20 protein-coding genes, 1 pseudogene and 1 riboswitch are annotated in these 21,205 nt (G+C 43.5%); of the genes and pseudogenes, 7 read left to right on the forward strand and 14 right to left on the reverse strand.

Features of this window, described 5'->3' with window-relative positions:
• The first annotated feature begins 66 nt into the window (after window positions 1-66).
• Window positions 67-297, forward strand: a complete 231-nt coding sequence (locus tag ACQ4XT_RS01320) for a hypothetical protein (RefSeq protein WP_220585740.1) — start codon at window positions 67-69, stop codon at window positions 295-297.
• A 43-nt stretch (window positions 298-340) separates the two neighbouring features.
• Here ACQ4XT_RS01320 and ACQ4XT_RS01325 read toward each other — a convergent pair.
• Window positions 341-860 (reverse strand): annotated as a pseudogene (locus ACQ4XT_RS01325) (AAA family ATPase).
• 864 nt (window positions 861-1,724) lie between these two features.
• Between ACQ4XT_RS01325 and ACQ4XT_RS01330 the strand changes: the two are divergent.
• The gene (locus tag ACQ4XT_RS01330) at window positions 1,725-2,234 is read left to right on the forward strand and encodes a ribonuclease H-like YkuK family protein (protein WP_446855539.1); all 510 of its coding nucleotides are present in this window, start codon (window positions 1,725-1,727) and stop codon (window positions 2,232-2,234) included.
• A 166-nt stretch (window positions 2,235-2,400) separates the two neighbouring features.
• Here the strand turns inward: ACQ4XT_RS01330 and ACQ4XT_RS01335 are convergent, their stop codons facing one another.
• Genes ACQ4XT_RS01335 through eutH form a run of 3 tightly spaced genes read right to left on the reverse strand, consistent with a single transcriptional unit; the run spans window position 2,401 to window position 4,348 of the window.
• A complete protein-coding gene (locus ACQ4XT_RS01335) occupies window positions 2,401-2,559 on the reverse strand; it encodes a hypothetical protein (protein ID WP_446852169.1) in 159 nt (52 codons plus the stop codon).
• Window positions 2,552-3,205 (reverse strand): peroxiredoxin-like family protein, encoded by a 654-nt coding sequence (locus ACQ4XT_RS01340; protein WP_446852170.1) that lies wholly within the window; start codon window positions 3,203-3,205, stop codon window positions 2,552-2,554. The genes ACQ4XT_RS01335 and ACQ4XT_RS01340 overlap by 8 nt, the downstream gene beginning before the upstream one ends.
• Window positions 3,206-3,229: 24 nt before the next feature.
• A complete protein-coding gene (gene eutH, locus ACQ4XT_RS01345) occupies window positions 3,230-4,348 on the reverse strand; it encodes an ethanolamine utilization protein EutH (protein WP_446852171.1) in 1,119 nt (372 codons plus the stop codon).
• Between the two features lie 139 nt (window positions 4,349-4,487).
• On the opposite strand from eutH, the gene ACQ4XT_RS01350 reads away from it, so the two are divergent.
• Window positions 4,488-4,892, forward strand: coding sequence for an ion channel (locus tag ACQ4XT_RS01350; protein WP_446852172.1), 405 nt, complete (start codon window positions 4,488-4,490; stop codon window positions 4,890-4,892).
• 47 nt (window positions 4,893-4,939) lie between these two features.
• Here ACQ4XT_RS01350 and msrA read toward each other — a convergent pair whose 3' ends face one another.
• From msrA to ACQ4XT_RS01365, 3 genes are all read right to left on the reverse strand, one after another.
• A complete protein-coding gene (gene msrA / locus ACQ4XT_RS01355) occupies window positions 4,940-5,413 on the reverse strand; it encodes a peptide-methionine (S)-S-oxide reductase MsrA (protein ID WP_160914180.1) in 474 nt (157 codons plus the stop codon).
• 121 nt (window positions 5,414-5,534) lie between these two features.
• A riboswitch (SAM riboswitch) is annotated at window positions 5,535-5,656 on the reverse strand.
• Window positions 5,657-5,824: 168 nt separating this feature from the next.
• Window positions 5,825-6,517 carry an AIM24 family protein gene (locus ACQ4XT_RS01360; protein ID WP_226594024.1) on the reverse strand — a complete coding sequence of 231 codons (693 nt, stop codon included), beginning with the start codon at window positions 6,515-6,517 and terminating at the stop codon, window positions 5,825-5,827.
• Window positions 6,518-6,696: 179 nt separating this feature from the next.
• Window positions 6,697-7,572, reverse strand: a complete 876-nt coding sequence (locus ACQ4XT_RS01365; protein WP_446852173.1) for an alpha/beta hydrolase family protein — start codon at window positions 7,570-7,572, stop codon at window positions 6,697-6,699.
• Between the two features lie 182 nt (window positions 7,573-7,754).
• Between ACQ4XT_RS01365 and ACQ4XT_RS01370 the strand changes: the two genes are divergently transcribed.
• A complete protein-coding gene (locus tag ACQ4XT_RS01370; protein WP_446852174.1) occupies window positions 7,755-8,243 on the forward strand; it encodes a DinB family protein in 489 nt (162 codons plus the stop codon).
• A gap of 47 nt (window positions 8,244-8,290) precedes the next feature.
• Here ACQ4XT_RS01370 and ACQ4XT_RS01375 read toward each other — a convergent pair whose 3' ends face one another.
• Window positions 8,291-9,775, reverse strand: a complete 1,485-nt coding sequence (locus tag ACQ4XT_RS01375) for a Na+/H+ antiporter NhaC family protein (protein WP_446852175.1) — start codon at window positions 9,773-9,775, stop codon at window positions 8,291-8,293.
• A 135-nt stretch (window positions 9,776-9,910) separates the two neighbouring features.
• Between ACQ4XT_RS01375 and ACQ4XT_RS01380 the strand changes: the two genes are divergently transcribed.
• From ACQ4XT_RS01380 to ACQ4XT_RS01390, 3 genes are all read left to right on the forward strand, one after another.
• Entirely contained in the window at window positions 9,911-10,408 is a 498-nt protein-coding gene (locus ACQ4XT_RS01380) for a GNAT family N-acetyltransferase (RefSeq protein WP_446852176.1), read from the forward strand.
• 404 nt (window positions 10,409-10,812) lie between these two features.
• Entirely contained in the window at window positions 10,813-13,569 is a 2,757-nt protein-coding gene (gene ppc / locus ACQ4XT_RS01385) for a phosphoenolpyruvate carboxylase (RefSeq protein ID WP_446852177.1), read from the forward strand.
• 745 nt (window positions 13,570-14,314) lie between these two features.
• On the forward strand, window positions 14,315-15,601 hold the full coding sequence (locus tag ACQ4XT_RS01390; RefSeq protein WP_220585752.1) for a GntP family permease: 1,287 nt from the start codon (window positions 14,315-14,317) through the stop codon (window positions 15,599-15,601).
• 87 nt (window positions 15,602-15,688) lie between these two features.
• On the opposite strand, the gene ACQ4XT_RS01395 is transcribed toward ACQ4XT_RS01390, so the two are convergent.
• The 6 genes from ACQ4XT_RS01395 to ACQ4XT_RS01420 form a co-directional block, all read right to left on the reverse strand.
• Window positions 15,689-16,465, reverse strand: coding sequence for a 3-hydroxybutyrate dehydrogenase (locus ACQ4XT_RS01395; RefSeq protein WP_446852178.1), 777 nt, complete (start codon window positions 16,463-16,465; stop codon window positions 15,689-15,691).
• A gap of 101 nt (window positions 16,466-16,566) precedes the next feature.
• The gene (locus ACQ4XT_RS01400) at window positions 16,567-17,943 is read right to left on the reverse strand and encodes a Glu/Leu/Phe/Val family dehydrogenase (protein ID WP_446852179.1); all 1,377 of its coding nucleotides are present in this window, start codon (window positions 17,941-17,943) and stop codon (window positions 16,567-16,569) included.
• Between the two features lie 130 nt (window positions 17,944-18,073).
• Window positions 18,074-18,853: an enoyl-ACP reductase FabI gene (gene fabI / locus ACQ4XT_RS01405; protein WP_446852180.1), complete on the reverse strand. Its 780-nt coding sequence runs from the start codon at window positions 18,851-18,853 to the stop codon at window positions 18,074-18,076.
• A 53-nt stretch (window positions 18,854-18,906) separates the two neighbouring features.
• Window positions 18,907-19,578: a Dph6-related ATP pyrophosphatase gene (locus ACQ4XT_RS01410; RefSeq protein WP_446852181.1), complete on the reverse strand. Its 672-nt coding sequence runs from the start codon at window positions 19,576-19,578 to the stop codon at window positions 18,907-18,909.
• 17 nt (window positions 19,579-19,595) lie between these two features.
• Window positions 19,596-20,123 (reverse strand): GNAT family N-acetyltransferase, encoded by a 528-nt coding sequence (locus ACQ4XT_RS01415; RefSeq protein ID WP_446852182.1) that lies wholly within the window; start codon window positions 20,121-20,123, stop codon window positions 19,596-19,598.
• Window positions 20,105-21,172, reverse strand: a complete 1,068-nt coding sequence (locus tag ACQ4XT_RS01420; protein ID WP_446855541.1) for a C45 family autoproteolytic acyltransferase/hydrolase — start codon at window positions 21,170-21,172, stop codon at window positions 20,105-20,107. Before ACQ4XT_RS01420 ends, ACQ4XT_RS01415 begins: the two co-directional genes overlap by 19 nt.
• Window positions 21,173-21,205 lie beyond the last annotated feature (33 nt).

A 21,205-nucleotide genomic window follows, 5' to 3' on the forward strand; every position in this document is an offset into this window, starting at 1 on the left:
GAACTTTAGCACTTCCACCTTTCTTCTATTATAATAATAGTAACAAAAGGGAGAGGAGCGCATCCTATGTACCCGATTTATTACGGACTTGCGATCATTGCCTCGGTAGCTGCCTTGATAGGCACGATCGTTATAGCTAAACATGTAAACAAACCTGAGAACACATCGTCACCCGAAGACGACGCCAAGCAGTTGAAAAACGCCGGGAGTGATACAGGAAGCATTCCGTTACTGACGACCATTTACGCCATCACATTTGTCATAACCGCCATTCTCATGTGGATCTTTATTTTTTAACACATGTAAGGAGAAAAGGTGCACCTTTTCTCCTTTTTTGTTTTCACGATGAAGACTTCACAATAATATCCGCCTGTCTTTCAGGCTCGACCATTGCTATGTAGTAATCTTCCGCTTTCCAGTACCGTTCTTTGAATTTATCGATATTCTTTCTCGTTCCCTCACTTTCTCTTAATAACCTTTCTTCTCTTGGACACTGGACATAAACCACAAAATCAAAAAAGCTTCGCCACTCTTCCCTTTGTAAAAATACACCTTCTACAATAACCAACCTACTCTCTTTTACCAGTGCTTTAAAATAAGTCTTCCTTTAACGCTTTGACATCCCATTGCAGAAAATAATATTCGTACCATTGTTCATACCCGGTATTGTATCTCTTCTCTCTTCCCACAACGTAATCATCGATATGATACGTAACGACTGGAAAAGACGATTTCTGGAGTTCCTTTTCTATTTTCTCTGTGAGTGTCGTTTTTCCTGAACGACTCAAACCATCGATTCCTAATACAAATCTTTTCCCTGCATCTAATGAAGGGATTCTTCGAAGGATCTCTCCCACCATCCTCTCCCCCTCCTTTCGTTAGTGTTTATTAACGTATATGGCACGTTTCTTGAAGACTCAGTTTCGAGACTTTTATTGAGTGGGTGGGGCTGCGGGGAATAGCTCGCTTTCCGCGGGAGCGCGGTGAGCCTCCTCGGACTTCGTCCTGTGGGGTCTCACCCTGCACTTTTTTCCCGCAGGAGTCTCGCCATTCCCCTCCGCCCCTTTACCATGGTAGATTCTCGAAACCACTACTTGGAAGATCACCTTGTATGGTTATGGGAAGTGAATCATATAAACTCTACTCAATGGACATTTAGAAAACGTAAATGCTTGATACAAAGCACTTTATGCCTGCCTATGTGGGGGAAATTGGAACTTCACTTATAAGTTTAGGGGTTCTATAATCCACCTTCCATAATCATAAGAGCTGATCTTTTAGTGTTGGTTTCGAGAATCCTTTCCATGGCAAAGGGGCGGAGGGAAACGGTGAGACTCCTATGGGACGTGTGGGACAGGTGAGACCCCGGAAGGCGTAGCCTGAGGAGGCTCACCGCCCGCCCCATGGAAAGCGAATCTTTTCCCGGAGCCCCTAGAACCACATAATCGTCACGAAACTGAGTCTTCAAGAAAAGGGAGCTTTTCTTGAAGTCTTCGTTTCGGAACTTCTATGTAATATTCCTTCTCGTTTCACCATGCAGATTCCCTTTTTCAATGAAAATGCACATAAATTTTTCAACACTGACACATACTCTCGATAAATTCATGTTATCTTTCGAGTAGGTCTATGAATATCTTAATAACAGAATGGTCACTAGCTCATTTGACGTACAATCCCTTTCTTTTGAAAAATTTAAGGAGTTGGCTACTGTGAACCAATCCCATATGTTTCAGAACCTCACCCATAAAAAGATGAAGTTTGAAGAAGTGTTTTCCCATATACTAACGTTCATGAAAAGTGATCCGATCGGGGATTACAAACTCATGATGGGAACCGATTCCCAAGTTCATCCCTCCCACACTCTGTTCATTACCGGCATCGTCATCCAACGAGTTGGTAAAGGGGCCTGGGCCTGTTTCCGCAAAGAAGTGGTCCACAGAGAAATGACTACCCTGCATGAACGTATTTCCTACGAAACTTCGTTAACAGAACAAGTGGCTTCCTTATTTACGGAAGAAAAAAAGAATGATCTCATCGAAGTTGTTCTCCCCTATATCTATAAAGGGGCAACATTTACGATTGAAGGACACATTGATATCGGGAGTGGAGACCGAAACAGGACAAGAGTCTATGTAAATGAAATGATGGCCAGAATCGAGTCTCTCGGGATGGAAGCGAAGATTAAACCGGATTCCATTGTCGCAAGCAGTTACGCCAATCGATATACAAAGTAGCGGGCGGTGATTGTTGATGTATCAAAAGGCCATAACATCTTGTGTGTTAGGAATGATGTCCATCTTTCTTCCTTTTATCGGCATTATCCTTGGATGGATCGGTCTCTCTTTTGCGAATAAAGCTCTCGTTGAACTCTCCACAGACGCCCCAGGATACCGGTTCGCCTTAGGTGGGAAGATATGCAGCGTTGTTGGTCTTTGCCTGCAATCCTGCATCCTTATATTTATCCTTGCCGCCTATTTCTTTTTCATGAACCTGAATCTTTTTATGTAAAATAAAAAAGCGTCCTCTAACAACTAAAGAGGACGCTTTATTCTTACGCATTTATTTTTTTCAATTCTCCTAGTACGTCAGATGGTTCGGCTCGATCTTTGTAGTCCGCCTTCGTATAGTCATACACAATCGTACCATCTGTATCAATAATATAAGTTGCGGAGACAGGCAGGGTCCATGTCTCATCGCCATTATGTTTATCCACGTGCAGCCCTTTATCTTTGTACACATCTACAAGATAATCTGGTAATTGGTACACCAAATTGTATTGATTGGCCACTTCATTTCCAACGTCGCTCAGTACGTGATAGTTGAGTTCATTTTTCTCCTGGGTGGTCAATGACTGATCGGGAGTTTGAGGGCTGACTGCAATTAATTCAGCTCCTTGTCCATGAATCTCATCTAAAATCTGCTGATAGGCTCTCAGTTCCATGTTGCAGTAAGGGCACCAGCCTCCGCGGTAAAAAGTAAGGACGACCGGACCACTTTTCAATTGTTCATACAGTTCGACCGTTTTCCCCTTCGCATCAGGCAAATTAAAGTTTGGCGCTTTCTCTCCTGTAGACAAACCGTCTCCTTCATCCGAAGATTCAAGTTCATCAATCGCCTTCTTCATTTTCCCCTGGATTTCATCAGGAGTTGCTTTCTTGAATTTTTCAATGTAATCATTATAATGCTTTCTCATTTCTGTCTTCATGAAAAAACTCCTTTTTCAGTGGATTCACTTTTCATTATATAGAGTTTCGACACTCGAAGAAACTGATTTGCTTTCTCTCGTCATCCATAAAGCAAGCCCGACAGCTAAGAGTCCTGCTGTTAATTTCCCCAGCAATACTGGAAAAATCATATCCTTTTCCACACTTGCTACGAAGGCGAAATGACTGCCGATGACGAATGCTCCACTCACGGCAAACGCAGCGTTGACCGTTTTTCCTCGTTCATCCATATCTTTCATCGTCGCTAACATAGGTAGGTGATGCGCCGTGGAAGCAATCAATCCTGTTAAAGATGTAGAATTCATGCCTAATCTATCACTCAGTCGTCCGATCCATCTCTCCCCCCGCTGATTAATGAAAGCAACAAGGGGGTAAGCGCCTGCTAATGTAACGGTAATCTTTCCAACGATGACCATCCCTTCAGATAAAGGTGCCATCCCCGGAAGGACAACAAACCCTGTCAATGATTCAATAATTATAAGGGCGAGACCAGTGATAATTATGATTTCAATGGTTTTTCCGAAATAAGAAAATAGCCGGATGGTTACGTTCGTGAACAACCATAAACCTGCCCCAATACAGGCGGAAAGCAAAATAGCTGGTGTTAAATTCCGTAACATCCATACCGCTTCATATCCTGCCACAGCACCACCAACAAAACATCCGATCGGAACCGTAACTAAACCAGCTAAAATTCCTCTTGAAAAGAAAGGGCGATCCTCTTTTTTCACAATCGAAAGCGCAACAGGAATTGTGAAAACAAGCGTTGGTCCCATCATCGTACCGAGGAGGGCCCAGGAAAAGGTAGCGGCCTCCTCTTCTAAGGCTAAGGATTCCGCCAGAGGATAGGCTCCCATGTCAATAGCAAGCATCATGGATGCAAACATCGACGGATCCGCTCCAAACCATAAAAACACGGGGCGGATGGCAGGCGCCAACCACTGGGACAATACAGGTGCAAGGGAGATGATCCCTACCATCGAAAGAGCCAGTGGGCCCATCATCATAAACGCTTCGTAAAACCGCCATCCAAGAGACAGGCGGTGATTAAGGACATAGTAATCAAGTGCTCCCAATACCATGAAGATACACATGACAATCAAGATAGCGTCATTAACCCACAAAAGCCCACCTCCTTCCTTTTTTGAGTCTATGTTTACGGGCACTTCAACATAGGGTAGAAGTTTTTCTATAATGGTTTGCTCACCATTTCCTAATGGATGCTGCCAAAACCTCTCATTATTTTAAAAAAGGAGAATAAGAATGGTACAAGCTCTGTTCATCGTTGCGATTATATTCATTGCAGCAAATCTCGTTTATTTTTTCACAAATAAAACATACAGAAAAAGCTACTTCAGCACAGCCCTTTTCTTTCAATTATTTTTTGTTCTCACAGGTGTATTAATGGGATTTACGATCCTTTACTATCTTCTATCTTTAGATGGAGTCATTCTAGTTACTAGTCTATCATCCCGGGAACCTGTTGACCCAACCTTTTTGGACTTGCTTTACTTCAGTGGGGAAACATTGTTGAGCGTGGGTTATGGGGATATGCTGCCTGTGGGGATGGCCCGATTTTTTGCTTTGCTTGAATCAGGAATCGGCATCCTTCTCCCTACGGCCTATTTCTTAAAAGCGATGGATGCGTCCAGACAAAGAGAAGGTTAAGAAGGTTGACCTATATGAAAAGGACCCTTGTGAAAGGGTCCTTTTCGTTATCCAATGGAGCATGCGGCAGAGCCATGCTTTTGTAAATATTTCTGATGGTGCTCTTCAGCTTCATAAAAAGTTGTTGCTTCTTCAACTTCTGTAACGATCGGGCGTTTGAAAACTCCTTTGCCTTCCCACTCTTTGATTTTTTCTTCAGCAATGTATTTCTGGCTTGCATCCGAATGGAAAATGACAGAACGATATTGGTGACCTACGTCGATTCCCTGTTTGTTGCGGGAAGTCGGGTCGTGAGCTTCAAAGAAGATATTTACAAGTTCTGCATAGGTGATAACCGTTGGATCGTAGTTCACTTTGACAGATTCCGCGTGTCCACTCTTGCCTGCTTTTACTTGTTCGTATGTCGGGTTCTCCAGGTGGCCGCCAATATAACCGACCTTTGTTTCTGTAACCCCTTCGAATTTTTCAAAAAACGCTTCTACTCCCCAAAAACATCCTGCACCAAAAATAGCTGTTGCCATATAACATCTTTCCTTTCCCTTAACGCAACTTCTATCGAGAGCCTTGACGGTTATGGTGCTTACACGAAAAGACCCCTTTTCTTATCCAGTAAGAAAAGGGGTCGCTAATATCCGCACGATCCTCTCATCTCTTAGAATGTTGGTACATTCTACAGGAATTGGCACCGTTCTCGTCAATCCGTAGATTGATTCGATGGTTGCCGGGCATCAAAGGGCCAGTCCCTCCGCCTCTCTGGATAAGAAGTTTCCGTTATTTATTTTTTGTTAGTACCCATAGTACTACGTATTAGTAACGAAGTAAAGGATAATAAATGAAAAAATTCTAGTGAATGCACATTGAGTTCTTCTTTGATTTCATTATATTCAAACCTTAACATGCGCATGCCTGTCTGTAAAAAAATCCGCTCCAGCTCAGCTCTGCCCCGTCGTGTAAACTTCCTCGAACGGCTGGACAATGACAAATCCATCACCTTCAAACTCCATTTGAATGGATTCACCGCTTCCCCTGCCTATAAGTGTCTTGAAGCTGATGTCTGTTTTGAAATTCGGCTCCAAGTGCCCGGACCATGCCACCGTAGCATGCGGGTCTGTAATGACAGGTTCACCAGGACGTACGAGCAGCGTCAACGGTTCATAGTGCGATGTAATAGCCACACGGCCACTCCCGCTGAGGGTTACGTTGAACAAACCACCAGAAACCATACCCGCTACTTTTTTCATTAGTTTTATATCCCAGTCAATGCTTGGTTCAAAGGCAAGAAGATCATTACCATTCACCGTGATTGTTTCATTATCCAGATCAAAAATAGTAATCTTCTTGCCCTGATCAGCAAGGTAAAGCCGCCCGCGACCCGTAGCCTTCATTAAAGAGCTTCCTTCTCCGGTCATCGCTTTTTTAAATAAACGACCGACGCCATGCTCGAGGATCCCTTCTCTTTCAAATTTAATGTTCCCATTATAAGAAATCATCGCTCCTGCTTTAGCCCACACTTGATCGAGGAGGTTTACCTCAAGAATTCTCGGGGTCTCCAGCTCAAAATAATCATTCTCTGATTCATCCTGTTTCGTTTTTCTAATAAATTCATCAATAGAGTAGTCGCTCATTGTATTCCTCCTAATCCTATTCTATGGTTATTTATGCTTCCTCACTGCTTCTATACCACGATGGATCAAAATCGAGTCCTAAAGTTTACGTATCTGTAACTCTATGGAAAGGATAAAAACAGCCTTCGTAATTTTCTATTCAATAAACATAGATAAATCCCTACTATATACTATACACTTTACTTTTCCTCTAGATGCTTTTCAAACCAATCCAGCACCTCAGGAGCATACTCTTTGAAATGCAGCCTCAGGCCATGATCTCCATTTTCATATTCGACATACCGATGGAGGTCATGATTACCTTCCATCAACTTTGCGAACATTCGCGCCTGTTCAACCGGAACTGTCTGATCCCTCTCTCCGTGAAGCATTAAGGTTGGTACATCAATGTCCTTCACCCAGTTAATTGGAGCAAGCTCCCGATACCAGCTCTGGTCTCCCCCTGGTTCTCCCAATAAATGTTCAATTTGTTTTTGAACAGGTTCTGGTTGCGTTACATACAGCTGCTTCAAGTCGGTAATGCCTCCAATTACAGCGACTGCATCAACCTCTATGTCTTGTTGAACGGCTAGGAAACTCATCCATCCGCCACGGGAATATCCGAGCATAACGGTTCGCTCTTCATCCACATGGTCAAGCTCGGTACCCACCTTTTTTAAATCGAGAACATCCCGGACAAAATCTTTCCTTTTAGTTGGCTCAAACTTTTCTTCTGCATTTTCCCTGTAGTGAGTCGCTAGTACAACATACCCCCGCTTTGCCCAATAAGATAGGTTTTTAAGTTCTTGCGCATCTGTCAACGAACTTTCTCCCACTCCTCCACGATTATGAATGAGCAGCGGGAGAGCGCCATCGATATCATCCGGTTCAACCCAAAGCCCCGGAATTTCAGTACCACCGCTGTCATATGAAATGGAATATCCTGTAACACCTGGTACACCAATTTCTACCTCTTCCTTACTCAGGAGAATGTTATCCTCTTTAGCATCAACAAAGAATACAACAGCTCCTATAAAACCAAGAAAAACCAAGAAAGCCCAAAGCAGTTTCTTCACCTAATTTCCCTCCTGAAAAATTGGAATAATATGTATGACCTAGTCATGTAATTTTTTCCTTTTCTTACTTTTACATACGGAAGAGTATGTGAAAGGTTTCATTTCTTGAGGTACTAGGGAAAGAACCTTCTATAGGAGTTGTGATAGACTCGAGATAACTTCACTTGAAAGGGAGAATCTGTATGTATGGCTTAGATGAAAAAAGAAAAGAACTGCTCGAATTTGTAGAAGAAGTTCCAGAGCAAGAAGCATCGGTTAAGCCTGAAGAAGATCGTTGGTCCATCCTTGAAGTTTTAGAACACTTATACTTAATGGAACAATTAATCGTTTATCAGATCAACCAAGCTCTCAAACAGGGAGACACACAACAAGCGACAGAAAAACCGATCCATAAGACCACCAACCGTGATTATAAAGTCGATGCCCCAGAGGCCGTTCGTCCAAAAGGGGAATTCAAGACCTTGCAGGAAGCAAAAGAAGGTTTGAAGAAGACGCGTGAGGCGACTTTATTCCTTATTCACAATAAGGAGGAAGAAACATTACAAAACCGTGCATTCCCTCACCCCGCGTTCGGAGATATGAACTTGGAACAATGGGTAGAGTTTATCGGCTGGCACGAACTTCGCCACCTGGATCAAATGAAAGAAGTAAAAGCCCATCTTCATACGTAACACAAAACACCCCCTGAGTTCATAACTCAGGGGGTTACTTTTACCACTTACTTTTTAAAATCCTCTGGTTTCACTTCCTCACCATTTTTACCGGTGTAGCGAAGTCCCCAGCCTGTCCATGCTGCAATAAACATAACAATCAACAGCAACCAGCCCTGAAAGACGAACGGAAAGACTTCTCCAGGTCCGACAACAGGTAAGAAGTCGTATTGATCGGCTGCCCCCTGAACGGTAGCCCATGCGAGCAGCACCCCACCACTCCAAGGGAAAATGTACCCTAGTGAAGAGGTGACTGTATCAAGGAAGTTGGCTCTTCGATACGGATGAATATTCATTTCTGTTCCTAATTTACGAACAAACGGTGCTGCAGCAATCTCAGCGGCTGTATTGATCGTAATAAACACATTCAAGAAAGCGACAATTCCGAAAATTGAAAGTTCAGCCCTTCGCACCACATTGTTAATTAACTTCAAGAAAAAGTTCTTGATGACATCCATGGTGCCTGCGACATCCAACAGGTAAGCAGCGGCAAGGATGAATAAAATTAAGATCGCCATATTGAAATAGCCACTAATTCCATCAATTAATGCCCCTTCAATCACTGCTTCACCGGCATCGTTCTTATGGATGTACAAGACATCTTTCAAGGAATGACCGGTAAGGAAAATGAACACGGCAGCGGCAAGGATTCCGTAGGATAGCGAGGTCAATAGATGATGACCACTTAAGGCTAAGTATAAAACTAATGCAAATGGAGCTAACATGAGAAGCCCTTCAGGTGAAACTTCACTTTGAAGCTCACTGACCACTTGCTGACTGCCCATTTCTCCACCACCGCCGAAAATTACAAATAAAATAAGAGCTGGTATGGCTGCTGTGATGGAATATTTAAAGCGTGAACGTACAACTCCTGGTACGTCAGCATCCTGAGTTGTTGCAGATACAATCGTCGTGTCTGATACAGGGGCCAGATTATCTCCAAAAACAGCTCCACTTAAAATCGCAGCAAGGAGAATAACAGGATCCGCTCCTAGAATGACTCCAGCCGGATACATCAGAACACCAAAAGTCGCTACTGTGCCATAACCGGTACCGACAGCTGTTGAGAACAATCCTGCTAGAAGAAATGTTATGCCAACAAAGGCTCCCCCTTCCAGTCCCGATTGGAAACCGAACCAAATAAGGCCGTCGACTAATCCACCAGCGGATAACATGTTTGCAAACATCCCTGCCCAAAACCAGGCGATGATGGCAACAACTCCTACAGGTTGGGCCATGCCGGATATTAAGCTTTGTGCATAATCCGACCATTTGGACTTACATAGGAATAAACCGATGGCAATGCCAAGGACCATCCCCAGTACTAACGCTTGTTCGGTCACAAGCCCTGTTACACTTAATACAATTGCCCATATGATGAAAAACACCAAAGGAATGGTAGCAGTAAAGACTCCTCCACGAAACTCCAACCTTCGTATGTCTTTTTCTCCTAAGGCTTCATCAATGACTTGATCTTTTTCATTATCTGCCACAAGATTCCCTCCTCTATCAACGTTAACTTTACAATAGTCTATCATCCCATGTGTATAGATGTAATGTCACGATTTTTTTCATAATTTTTCAAAAGTAGTGTATTATCGAAAAAAAGGAATGTTAGGAGAAAAACCATGCTTGAATTGATCCCTTTTCAAGAAAAAGATTTTCACACACTTTTCGATTGGATTGAATCACCGCGATTCCTAATGCAATGGGGCGGGCCGATGTTCAATTTTCCATTAACCCAGCAGCAGCTAATGGATTACAAAGATGCAGGAGATCGACGTGCTTTCCAGGTGTATGATCCCTCACTGGATGAAATCGTCGGACACCTCTCTATAGGACGGATAGATCTTGATAAAAAACAAGGGCGAATCGGAAAAGTCATCGTTTCTCCCAAATATAGAGGGAAAGGATATGGACGACATATGATACAGCTAATATCCATGTATGCTTTTCAGCACCTTAAGCTGGAAAGAGTGACATTAGGTGTCTTCGACTTCAATAGAGGAGCCATCCGCTGTTATGAGAATGCTGGTTTCACCATAGACTACTACTACAAAAACCATCGTCCATTCGAAGACGAATTATGGAGCCTTTATGAAATGAGTCTCAATAAATATACATAACACCTAAGAGGGGAGAACGCGTGACGTTCTCCCCTCTTACTTTTTCATACTCCCCCCGTTCCTATACACCACAACCAAGAGGAAAGCTCCACCATCCTTTTCATGGAAATAATTCGGTGACCAGGTCATACATTTTCTTCCAAATAACGCACCTAAGATTTTCATTTTGTGTTTTGTGGGGAAAGAATTTAAAATAGTAGAAGTATGTTTATGCATGATTATAAGTTAACGCTTACATGCGTTGTCATTCTTATACTTGCCATATTTTTCTGACGATTAAAACAGGGCAACAGTTGATGGTATCACGGTTCGAAGTGTTTGACTATGCAAATTATTCTGATAACATTATGAAACACATAGGCAATTTTATCTTACTTAAATCGATCTGACAGGAAGGTGAAAGTATGACTACTGTAAAAAACACAAACGATCATACAACTCCCTTACGCCGGGACATCCATGCATTAGGGAAAATGCTAGGGGATATTCTCGTCCACCACGGCGGAGAGGAACTACTAAACAAGGTAGAAACGATCCGACAATTAACGAAAGACTTGAGGAAGAGTCCAGACTCCTCCACATATAATCAACTGAAAAATGAAATACAAAACCTCGAACCACCGATGCGCTCCCAAGTCATCCGCGCATTCTCAATATATTTCCACCTCGTTAATATCGCTGAACAAAATCATCGGATTCGCCGTCGCCGCGAATACCAATTACGCGAAGACCATGGCGCTCAACCATTCTCCCTCGAAAGCGCTGTACAGAACTTGAAAAAAAATGACTTTTCTAAAGGTGCAATTCAAGAGGTCTTGAATAAGCTCTCTCTCGAATTAATTATTACCGCCCACCCTACAGAAGCTACAAAGCGGACTGTACTTGAGATTCAGAAGCGTATTGCAACGATCCTTAAAAAGCTCGACCATCCTCAATTGACAAAGAGCGAACGTGAAAGCTTACAGGACAGTCTGCAAAATGAAGTCACGGTTCTTTGGCAGACAGATGAATTACGTGAACGCAAGCCAACCGTTATGGATGAAGTGCGCAACGGCCTTTATTATTTTGACGAAACCTTATTTGACGTGCTTCCAGATATCCACCAGGAGCTCGAAGCACGTTTGGAAGATCACTATCCAAATGAAGATTGGAACGTCCCGAACTTCCTTCGTTTTGGTTCCTGGATCGGCGGCGACCGAGACGGAAATCCAAACGTAACACCTGAAATCACATGGCAGACGCTCCAAAAACAACGAAAACTTGTTTTGAAAAAATATGATGCAGTACTCGTCGAACTAATGAAACGATTTAGCCATTCGTCCACACAAGTAACCGTCACCGATGAGTTGAAAAACGCAATCGAAAATGAAGAACCAATGCTTCCAAAAGGTAAGAAATGGCGAGTGGACCGCGAAATTTATCGTCGTAAATTTGCCATTATTCTGGAACGCCTTCGCCAGGTAGGTAAGTCTGATATCGGCTACGATTATGCGGATGAGCTTCTCAAGGACTTGCGTCAAATTCGTGACAGTGCCCAAACGCACCAGCCGAACAAACGCGAACTGAAAAAGCTGCGCAAACTGATTCGTCAAGTGGAACTATTCGGCTTCCACCTCGCAACACTCGATATTCGAAATCATAGTGGCGAACATGAATCAGCTGTCTCAGAACTTTTACAAAAAGTTGGAATTGTCGAGGACTACGCTTCCCTCGAAGAGCAGGACAAGCTTGAAATTCTCCAAGATGTATTGAAGGATCCACGTCCGATTTCATTATTGAACGAAGACTATTCTGAAGAGACACAAAAAATGCTGAATGTCTTTCAAATGATCCGTAGAGCTCATAAGGAATTCGGTGAGCGTTCGATTGAAGTCTACTTGATTAGTATGACAGAATCTGCAAGTGATCTTCTTGAAGTCCTAGTATTAGCAAAGGAAGCTGGCATCTACCGTCTGCATGCGGATGGCACAGTGGAAAGCAAATTGAACGTAGCACCACTACTTGAAACCGTCGACGACCTTGTAGCAGGCCCTGACATTTTGAAGACTCTATTCGAAATGGATGTCTACAGCAAACACTTGGACAAGCATGGAAACCATCAGGAAATTATGCTTGGCTACTCTGATGGAAGTAAAGATGGCGGCACACTTACAGCCAACTGGAGACTTTACAAAGCCCAACAGGAAATTCACGATATGGCTCACGAATACAATGTTGGATTGAAGTTCTTCCATGGCCGCGGAGGTTCCCTTGGCCGTGGAGGCGGACCGTTGAACCGAAGCCTGCTTTCCCAGCCAGTAGAGACTCTTGGTGAGGGCGTGAAAATTACCGAACAAGGAGAGGTCCTCTCTTCCCGTTACTTGCTGAGAGATATCGCATACCGAAGCCTTGAGCAAGGAGCCTCTACCCTTCTAGAGGGTGCCATGAATATTTCCAAAGAATCCGAACAAGGCCACCATAGGGAAGAACTATGGGAGCAAGCCCTTGAGGACATTTCTGATGTATCCTTGAAAAAATACCAGTCGCTCGTATTCGGTGATTCCGATTTCCTGACTTACTTCAACGAAGCGACACCGTTACAGGAAATCAGTGAACTTAATATTGGTTCGCGTCCTATGAAGCGTAAAGACAGTTCCAAATTTGAGAACTTAAGAGCCATTCCATGGGTTTTCGCCTGGACACAAAACCGACAGCTCATTCCTGCATGGTACGCAGCAGGTACAGGTCTTACAAGTTATGTTGAAAAGAACGAAGATCACCTAGCCGTTCTCAAGCAAATGTATGAGAACTGGCCGTTCTTCCGCTCTACCATCAACAATTTGCAAATGGCTCTGACAAAAGCCGATATTCAAACAGCGAAAGAATATAAAGCGCTTGTTAATGATCAAGAACTTGGGGAACGTATTTTCCAAAACATTGTGGAAGAATACGACCGCACAAAAGACATCTTGCTGCAAATTACAGGAGATGCCGAACTTCTCGATCACCAGCCAACAATTAAAGAATCCGTACGACTACGTAACCCTTACGTTGATCCATTGAACTTCCTTCAAGTGGAGCTCATCAAGGAATTGCGTCAAGTCGATGATCATGAGGACATCTTGACAGAAGTTCTTCTCACCATCAGCGGAATCGCAGCAGGACTTCGTAACACAGGCTGATCAATATTCATACCAAAACCGAGTATAACCCTTCGAGGTTATACTCGGTTTTTTTATTCAACAATATGGCAGGATTGTGAAAGACTCAGTTTCGAGACTTTTGTTGAGTGGATGGGGGCTGCGGGTAATAACTCCCTTTCCGCGGGAGCACGATGAGCCTCCTCAGGCTGACGCCTTGCGGGGTCTCACCTAGCACTCTTTTCCCGCAGGAGTCTCGCCATTCCCCTCCGCCCCTTTACCATGGAAGATTCTCGAAACCACTTCTGGAAAATCAACTTGTATGGTTGTGAGAATTGGAACCCACATACAGTGTAGAACAACTTCCAAAACCGCGGATCTTTAGTTGAAAAAATCTCTATATCGAACTTTCAGGTTCAGAATGTTGGCTTGACAAGTATATATTCCTGCGCTCCCTTAAGTAGGATAAACAGAAGTCGTTTCGAGATACTTAATTGATAGAGGGGCGGAGGGAAACGGTGAGACTCCTATGGGACGTGTGGGACAGGTGAGACCCCGGAAGGCGTAGCCTGAGGAGGCTCACCGCCCGCCCCATGGAAAGCGAACCTTTTCCCGGAGCCCCCAGAACCACACAATCGTCTCGAAACTGAGTCTTCAACAAACAGGAGCTTTAGCGGAGGAACGCACGCTTGATTTCTTTTAACCATTTGAATCCATATGAATTCCTCATTTATTTTTCAGTTTTGGACAAAGTAAAACAGATATTAAACAAAGTGAGGGATTCATCATGATCAGTATCCTAATTGGACTCGTATTACTTATGCTTTTGGCTTATCTTGGATGGTCCATCATCTGGATTGCGCCACTGGTATCAGGTATTGTGGCAATTTTAAGCGGCATGGATATCCTGCCCGCATACACAGATACCTACATGCAGGGGTTTGTCGACTTTGCGAAAGACTACTTTCCGATTTTCCTTTTCGGTGCGATTTTCGGAAAATTGATGGAAGATACGGGAGCCGCTCAGTCGGTTGCTCATAAGATTTCAAGCGTAATTGGTAAAAAACGTGCCATTCTCGGTATGCTTTTATCGGCAGCTATTCTTACGTATGGCGGAGTTAGTTTGTTTGTTGTGGTCTTTGCAGTGTATCCATTGGCTGTAGCCATGTTCCGTGAGGCGAATGTTTCTAGAAAGTTGATTCCTTCGACGTTCGTACTTGGGGCTTTCACATTTACAATGACGGCACTTCCTGGAACACCTCAAATTCAGAACATCATTCCCATCAACACCTTCAAGACAGACACGATGGCCGCTCCAATTCTAGGGATTGTTGCCGCATTGATCATGGCTGTCGGGGGATATTTTTACTTGAAATTCCGTGAAAAACAGCTGAACAACAAAGATGAAAAATTTACAGAGCCTGAAGGTGACAACCAAGTTAAAAGTGTGAACGAAGAAGAACTTCCAAACTGGATTCTTTCCACCATTCCACTAATAGCTGTGGTCTTGACATTGAACGCCTTCGACATCAGCATTTTAGCTGCATTGCTCATCGGGATCATTTTAATCATGATCTTTAACTGGAAAGATTATAAAGATTTCATCAAAGCAATCAATGGCGGGGCTTCCGGTTCGGTTATGGCTACCATTAACACGAGTGCTGCCGTCGGATTTGGTACTGTTGTTACGGCTTCACCTGGGTTTGATTCTGTTAAGGAATTGATTTTCAGTATCCCACTAAGCCCGTTTTTCTCTGAAGCTTTTGCCGTTAGTCTGCTTGCGATGATTACCGGCTCGGCATCTGGCGGAATGGGCATCGCTCTCGAAGCTCTCGGACAGGAATATTACAATATTGCTGTTGATCAGGGGTTGAGCCTTGAAGCTTTTCACCGTATTACTTCGGTAGCGTCAGGAGCCTCCATACTCCCTCATAACGGTGCTCTATTAACATTGTTCACCGTTACAGGTTTGACCCACAAAGATTCCTACAAGGATGTATTTGTTGTCGGTCTGCTTATTCCGATGATTGCCACCATTGCGATTATCTTCCTCGCTATGATGGGTATTAACTAAGAAAAGCTTCTCTCCTTATGGAGGGAAGCTTTTTTGTGCACCATCAAATGAAAAACACGTCCATAAAAAAGGACGTGTTTTACTTTTTTATTGTACGGTGTACCCTCCATCAATAACCGCTGCTTGTCCTGTGATGCTTTTCGCTTTTTCACTGACAAGAAAAATCGCATAGTCTGCAATTTCCTGCACTTGAAGCAAACGATTTTGTGGTACGAGTGGATAAATAACTTCTTCTAACGCTTTTTCCTTATCGATGTTTCTCGATTTTGCAAGGTCTTCTAACTGGTTTTGTACAAGCGGTGTATCTACATATCCCGGGCAGATGGCGTTTACCGTAACACCGTGGTCCGCACCCTCTAGAGCAGCTACCTTCGTTAACCCGATGACCCCATGCTTCGCACTGTTGTAACCAGCTTTACCAGCGAATCCGATAAGTCCATTGATTGAAGCCATATTTAAGATACGACCATAGCCTTGTTCCTTCATGTGCGGAAACGCGTACTTGATTCCGTAAAACGGACCTTTCAGCATGATATCTAAAATCAATGAATATTTTTCACTAGGGAATTCTTCAATTGGAGCAACATGCTGGATACCTGCATTATTGACTAAAATATCAATTTTGCCGAACTTACTGACGGTTTCTTCAATCGCATTTTTTACATCTTCTTCTTTCGCTACATTGGCAACGACCCCTTCTACTGTATGTCCTTGGGATCGCAGCTGTTCTACTGATTTGTTCAGGGTATCTTCATTGATATCATTAAGCATGACCTTTGCGCCTGCTTTCGCAAATTCTGTGGCGATCTCAAGTCCAATCCCCTGTCCGGAACCAGTAATTAAAGCTGATCTACCTTCAAGCATTCCAACTCCTCCTTTTAATAAGCACTCTTCCTTTAATTTTCCCTTTTCTAAGAAAATAATGTACAAAAAAACTCAGCCTCGTTAGGCTGAGTTTTTAAACCTTAATAAAGTTTTCCTTGACGGTACATAATTGTGGATAATTTTGTTACGGAGTGGATGTAACAATTTTGCCTTAACGGGAACGGATCTCCGAAGAATTGTGGGAGAATCGTATCCATGGTACCTTTCAGCTTATCGAAAAGTCTTTCGAAAACCTGATCCTCCGTCATGAACTGTGCCTCTCTCCCCTGAACCCATTCGTAGTAAGAAACGATGACACCACCTGCATTAGCTAAGATATCAGGGACAATCAATACACCTTTATCGGCAAGATACCGATCCGCTTCTTCCGTAATCGGTCCATTCGCACCTTCTACGATAATCTTCGCTTGAATGTCCTTCATATTATCTTTGTGGATTTGATCTTCCAACGCTGCTAAAATCAGAACATCAACATCCATTTCCAGCAAGGCATCCCGCTCTTTAATCTCTGCCACAAGTTCCTGCTCGTTTAATTCTTCTTCCGTTGAAGGCAGATCTCCATCATTCTCTTTTGCAAATTTAACCAGACCTGGAATGTCCAGACCATCTGAGTTATATAACATCACATTAGCATCGCTCACCGCAACCACACGGTTTTGAAGGTGGTTGCATTGATAGGCTTCAAGCGCAGCTACAGAACCAAGATTACCAAAACCCTGGACTGCCATTTTCAACTTTTCATCAGCATGGTCAAGAGCCGTATGGGCAAAAATATTCTCTGTATCGCCTAACCATTTTCTATGTTCATTGACGAAATCATGCATCATATACCGAAACGTATAGTAGACCCCTTTTCCGGTAGCCTCTCTTCTTCCAAGCGATCCGCCGTTTACAATGCTTTTCCCGGTAAAACTGTTTCGATACGGCTCTCCAGGGTGTATATTTTTAAATTCCCCCATCATCCAATCCATTTCCCGCTCTCCTGTGCCGACATCCGGTGCTGGGATGTCCTTGTCAGGTCCGAGGATATCATTGAAATATTGAACATATTTTTTACAGATCAAGTTGAGTTCTTTTATGCTGTATTCCTTCGGGTTGATGACTACTCCCCCTTTACCTCCCCCAAAAGGAAGTTCATGCAGGGCATTTTTTAAAGTCATCAGTTTCGCTAAATTAGAGACTTCGTCTTCATCAACCGATTCATGAAAACGAATCCCGCCTTTGTACGGACCTACCGTATCACTATGTTGTACACGGAATGACGGAATCCTTACAATCGTTCCATTTTCAGTAGTGATGCGTAGAAAGGATTTGTGGATATGATTCGGAGTCGAAAGCAAGGCGACTAATGAATTGTATGCTTGCTCCCGCGTTTGTGCTTTCAAATCCGGAAGAAAATCTTCATCCTCCATAATGGCTTTTAATGACTCTTCGATAATGGTTTGTTGTCTTTGCATAATCCGATAGCCTCCGTTCTAATGAATTGGTCCTGTGTGGATTTCCTTATCTAAGAGTCCATTCCCCAAACAGAAGCTATAAAACGTTTTCAGCAAAGAAAAAAGCCCCCTGCTCGTGGGGACTTAATCATTAACCTAAGATATTGTAACCCGAATCAACATAAACAATTTCTCCTGTCACTCCGCGTGACAAGTGGCTCATCATGGCCAGCGTCATATCTCCGACTTCTTCCTGCGTCACATTCTTTTTCAGTGGAGCAGTTTCTTCAATTTTGTGTAAAATTTCATTGAAACTTGGGACCCCTTTAGCAGCAAGTGTGCGAACCGCACCAGCCGAAATGGCATTGACTCTGATTTGCTTTTTCCCTAAATCAGAGGCTAAGTAACGGACCGTAGCTTCAAGGGATGCCTTGGCTACCCCCATGACGTTGTAGCCCTCGACCACACGTTCAGCTCCAAGATAGCTCATAGCAATCATCGATCCACCTTCTGTCATATAGGGTTGACTTGCTTTTGCTACCGCAATAAGTGAGTAAGCACTTGTATCCTGCGCAAAAGCGAACCCATCGCGGGAAGTTTCGACGAAATCACCTTTTAAATCCTCCGCATGTGCAAAAGCGATGGAATGACAGACCCCATGAATGACTCCGACTTTCTCACCGATTTCGGCAAAAGCTTGCTGAATACTTTCATCACTGTTCACATCGCATTGAACGATCGCCTTCGCATCCAATCCACCATCAGCAAGCAGCTTCTCGAGTTTTTTATAACTTCTTTCTTTACGATATGTAAAAATAACGTTGGCTCCAGCCTGATAAAGGGATTTAGCTACTCCCCAAGCAAGGCTTCTCTGGTTCGCCACGCCCATGACGACGATGTTTTTATCTTTCATTTGTAAAATATCTTCCATAGTAACCTCCAACATGTGTTTTCTTAGTTATACCTTATTCCAAAGATGCTTGTCTACTCTTCATCAATTTCCACATGAGAAAACCTTCCACCCAGTGTTTCAAATCGCCTTCCTTGCTGAAGCCCTAAAGGTGTATGAAATATGGGACCACCATATACAAATGTGTGAAATTCTCCGTTTTCTCCGCAAGGGTCGATGTCAGGGGACAAGGAATGCAGAAACTTCTGATCATAGAGAGCTCCAGGAATGGTATCATCCATCTTTTTCGTATCAACAGTAGTGACCACAGCCTGAAACCCCTTCTCAATGACCTCATCCGCCACCTTATCTGAACCTATGCCCCATAAAGGATAGACGCCAGCCATTCCATTCTTCCACAGTAATTCGTCACGAAACGCCCGTATATCTTCAAGGAAGAGATCAGCGTAAACCACTTTGCTGATTTTTCTTTCCCTGAAGCCTTGGAACATCTTTTTCATTACCTTGTTATACACCTGATTTGAAGCACTTTCCTGAATAGGGACAATCTCAAGAGGCAGGCCGATTGCCTCCGCCTGTTTCATCAGCAGGTTCTTCCTGACTTCATGGACAGGTAGACGAAAAGACTGCTCAGAGATGGTTGAAAACAGACCTTCGACTTCATAGTTTTCATCATCTATCACCCTTTGCAAAGCTAGGGCTGAATCCTTGCCACCACTCCAAGAGACGATCACTTTTTCAGCCATCTTCCCATCACTTCCTTTTAAGAATGTAAATGCAGGGCCATGTGGATCAGGTTATCACTTCTGCCGTTCTTTCGAATGTAATCTTCAAAACAGCCTTCCTTTTGAAAGCCTAGGGACTTATATAGGTGGATGGCTCGTGCATTGGATTCCAATACATTCAGCCGGATGATATCAATTCCATCCGTTTGCCTGCATCGTGCTGTCAAAGCCGTCACGAGTTTCCGTCCGATCCCCATGTTCCTTACGTCCCTTTTCACACTAACACCAAAAGTGCCCTGATGTCTTGTGGAAGAAAGAGCTCCCACATCAAAGTTTAAAAACCCGACAACATCACCGCCCATTTCGGCGACCAGAAAAAACTCAGGGTCTTCGTATCGGGTGATCCATGCTTTTTCTTTTTCGAGAGAATCATGGAACTCAGAAAGGTGTTTTAATCCATAACCTTCAGATAATATTTCCTTAGCAATCGCCATGGTATGAGCCGCGTCTTCTGGTTTCCCCTGACGGATGAGACATCGTGTCGCGGTCATTTCTTCCCACTCCAATAGGCGCCATCCTCCATGTGAGCAAAAGGAATATCAGTATCTACTTCTCCAACCACATTTTCTTCTTCAAGATCCTCTCCATTTAACCATCGGGAGAAATCAAATTCCACCGGTTTCTGGTCCCCACCTAAAGCAAACCAGGCTTTGTTTTCTTTTGGTAAGTATCCAGACGTATGAATGGTTCCAGCCCAATTGCTGTACAACTTAGAAAACACGCCACGATCGGTATCATTCATTAACCGGAAGGCATCATATGCACTTTTGATACTTTCACGATTCGATTGAATGGCATCTAAACGCTTCATAGAATCTACAAGGTGATTTCGATTTTCCTTTTTCATAATTTCAAAATGGTTCGTACAAACGTCCGCCTCTCTTACCTCTACGCCCCGTGGAGAAGCCTCCACTACATAAGTCACGTTGCTTTTATCGAACACTGTGTAACTGAATGAATGGCGATGAGGGATCTCGCGCAGCATTTGGACAGCTTCCGTTATGTTTGCGCAAGATTCAAGCACAAGACGCCCAATCATACAGCAGATAAATCCATCCCCAGGACGTTTGCGGTGCATAAAGTTATACCCCATCACAAGACCTTTTTCGTTCATTCCATCCATCCGTCCAGTGATACGCTGCGTTGGTCCTATCATGCTGTATCCCTGGTCGGTGGGTTGAAAAAGACTATACCTTCCCTCATATGTCTTCGGCATGTAATCATAATTCCTAATGAAATAGCCGTCTCCGGTCATAATCGAACATCCACTTCGTTTATAGTCGATGCGATATCCACCGAACTCCATCATTACTTTTTCCATCGGCCATTCCAGCGCATCCCTCAATCCCAGAAGCTCATCCCAGACACCCGGGGCAAAACGCGAGATCGCTTCCTTCACTTCCTGTTCTTCTACAACAAAACGAGGCTTCCTCACCCGCCATTGTTTTTCTCTATTCTTTACTGTCCACGAATCTTTCAGCAGTTTCCCTTGATAAAATCCAAAATCATAATGCGTGCCTCTAAATTGCAAAAGATCGCTATGTATTTTTTTCATCATCGTTTCCTTTCTAACCATTTCTGCCTTCAA

The organism is Halobacillus sp. 12SKB (assembly GCF_052941655.1).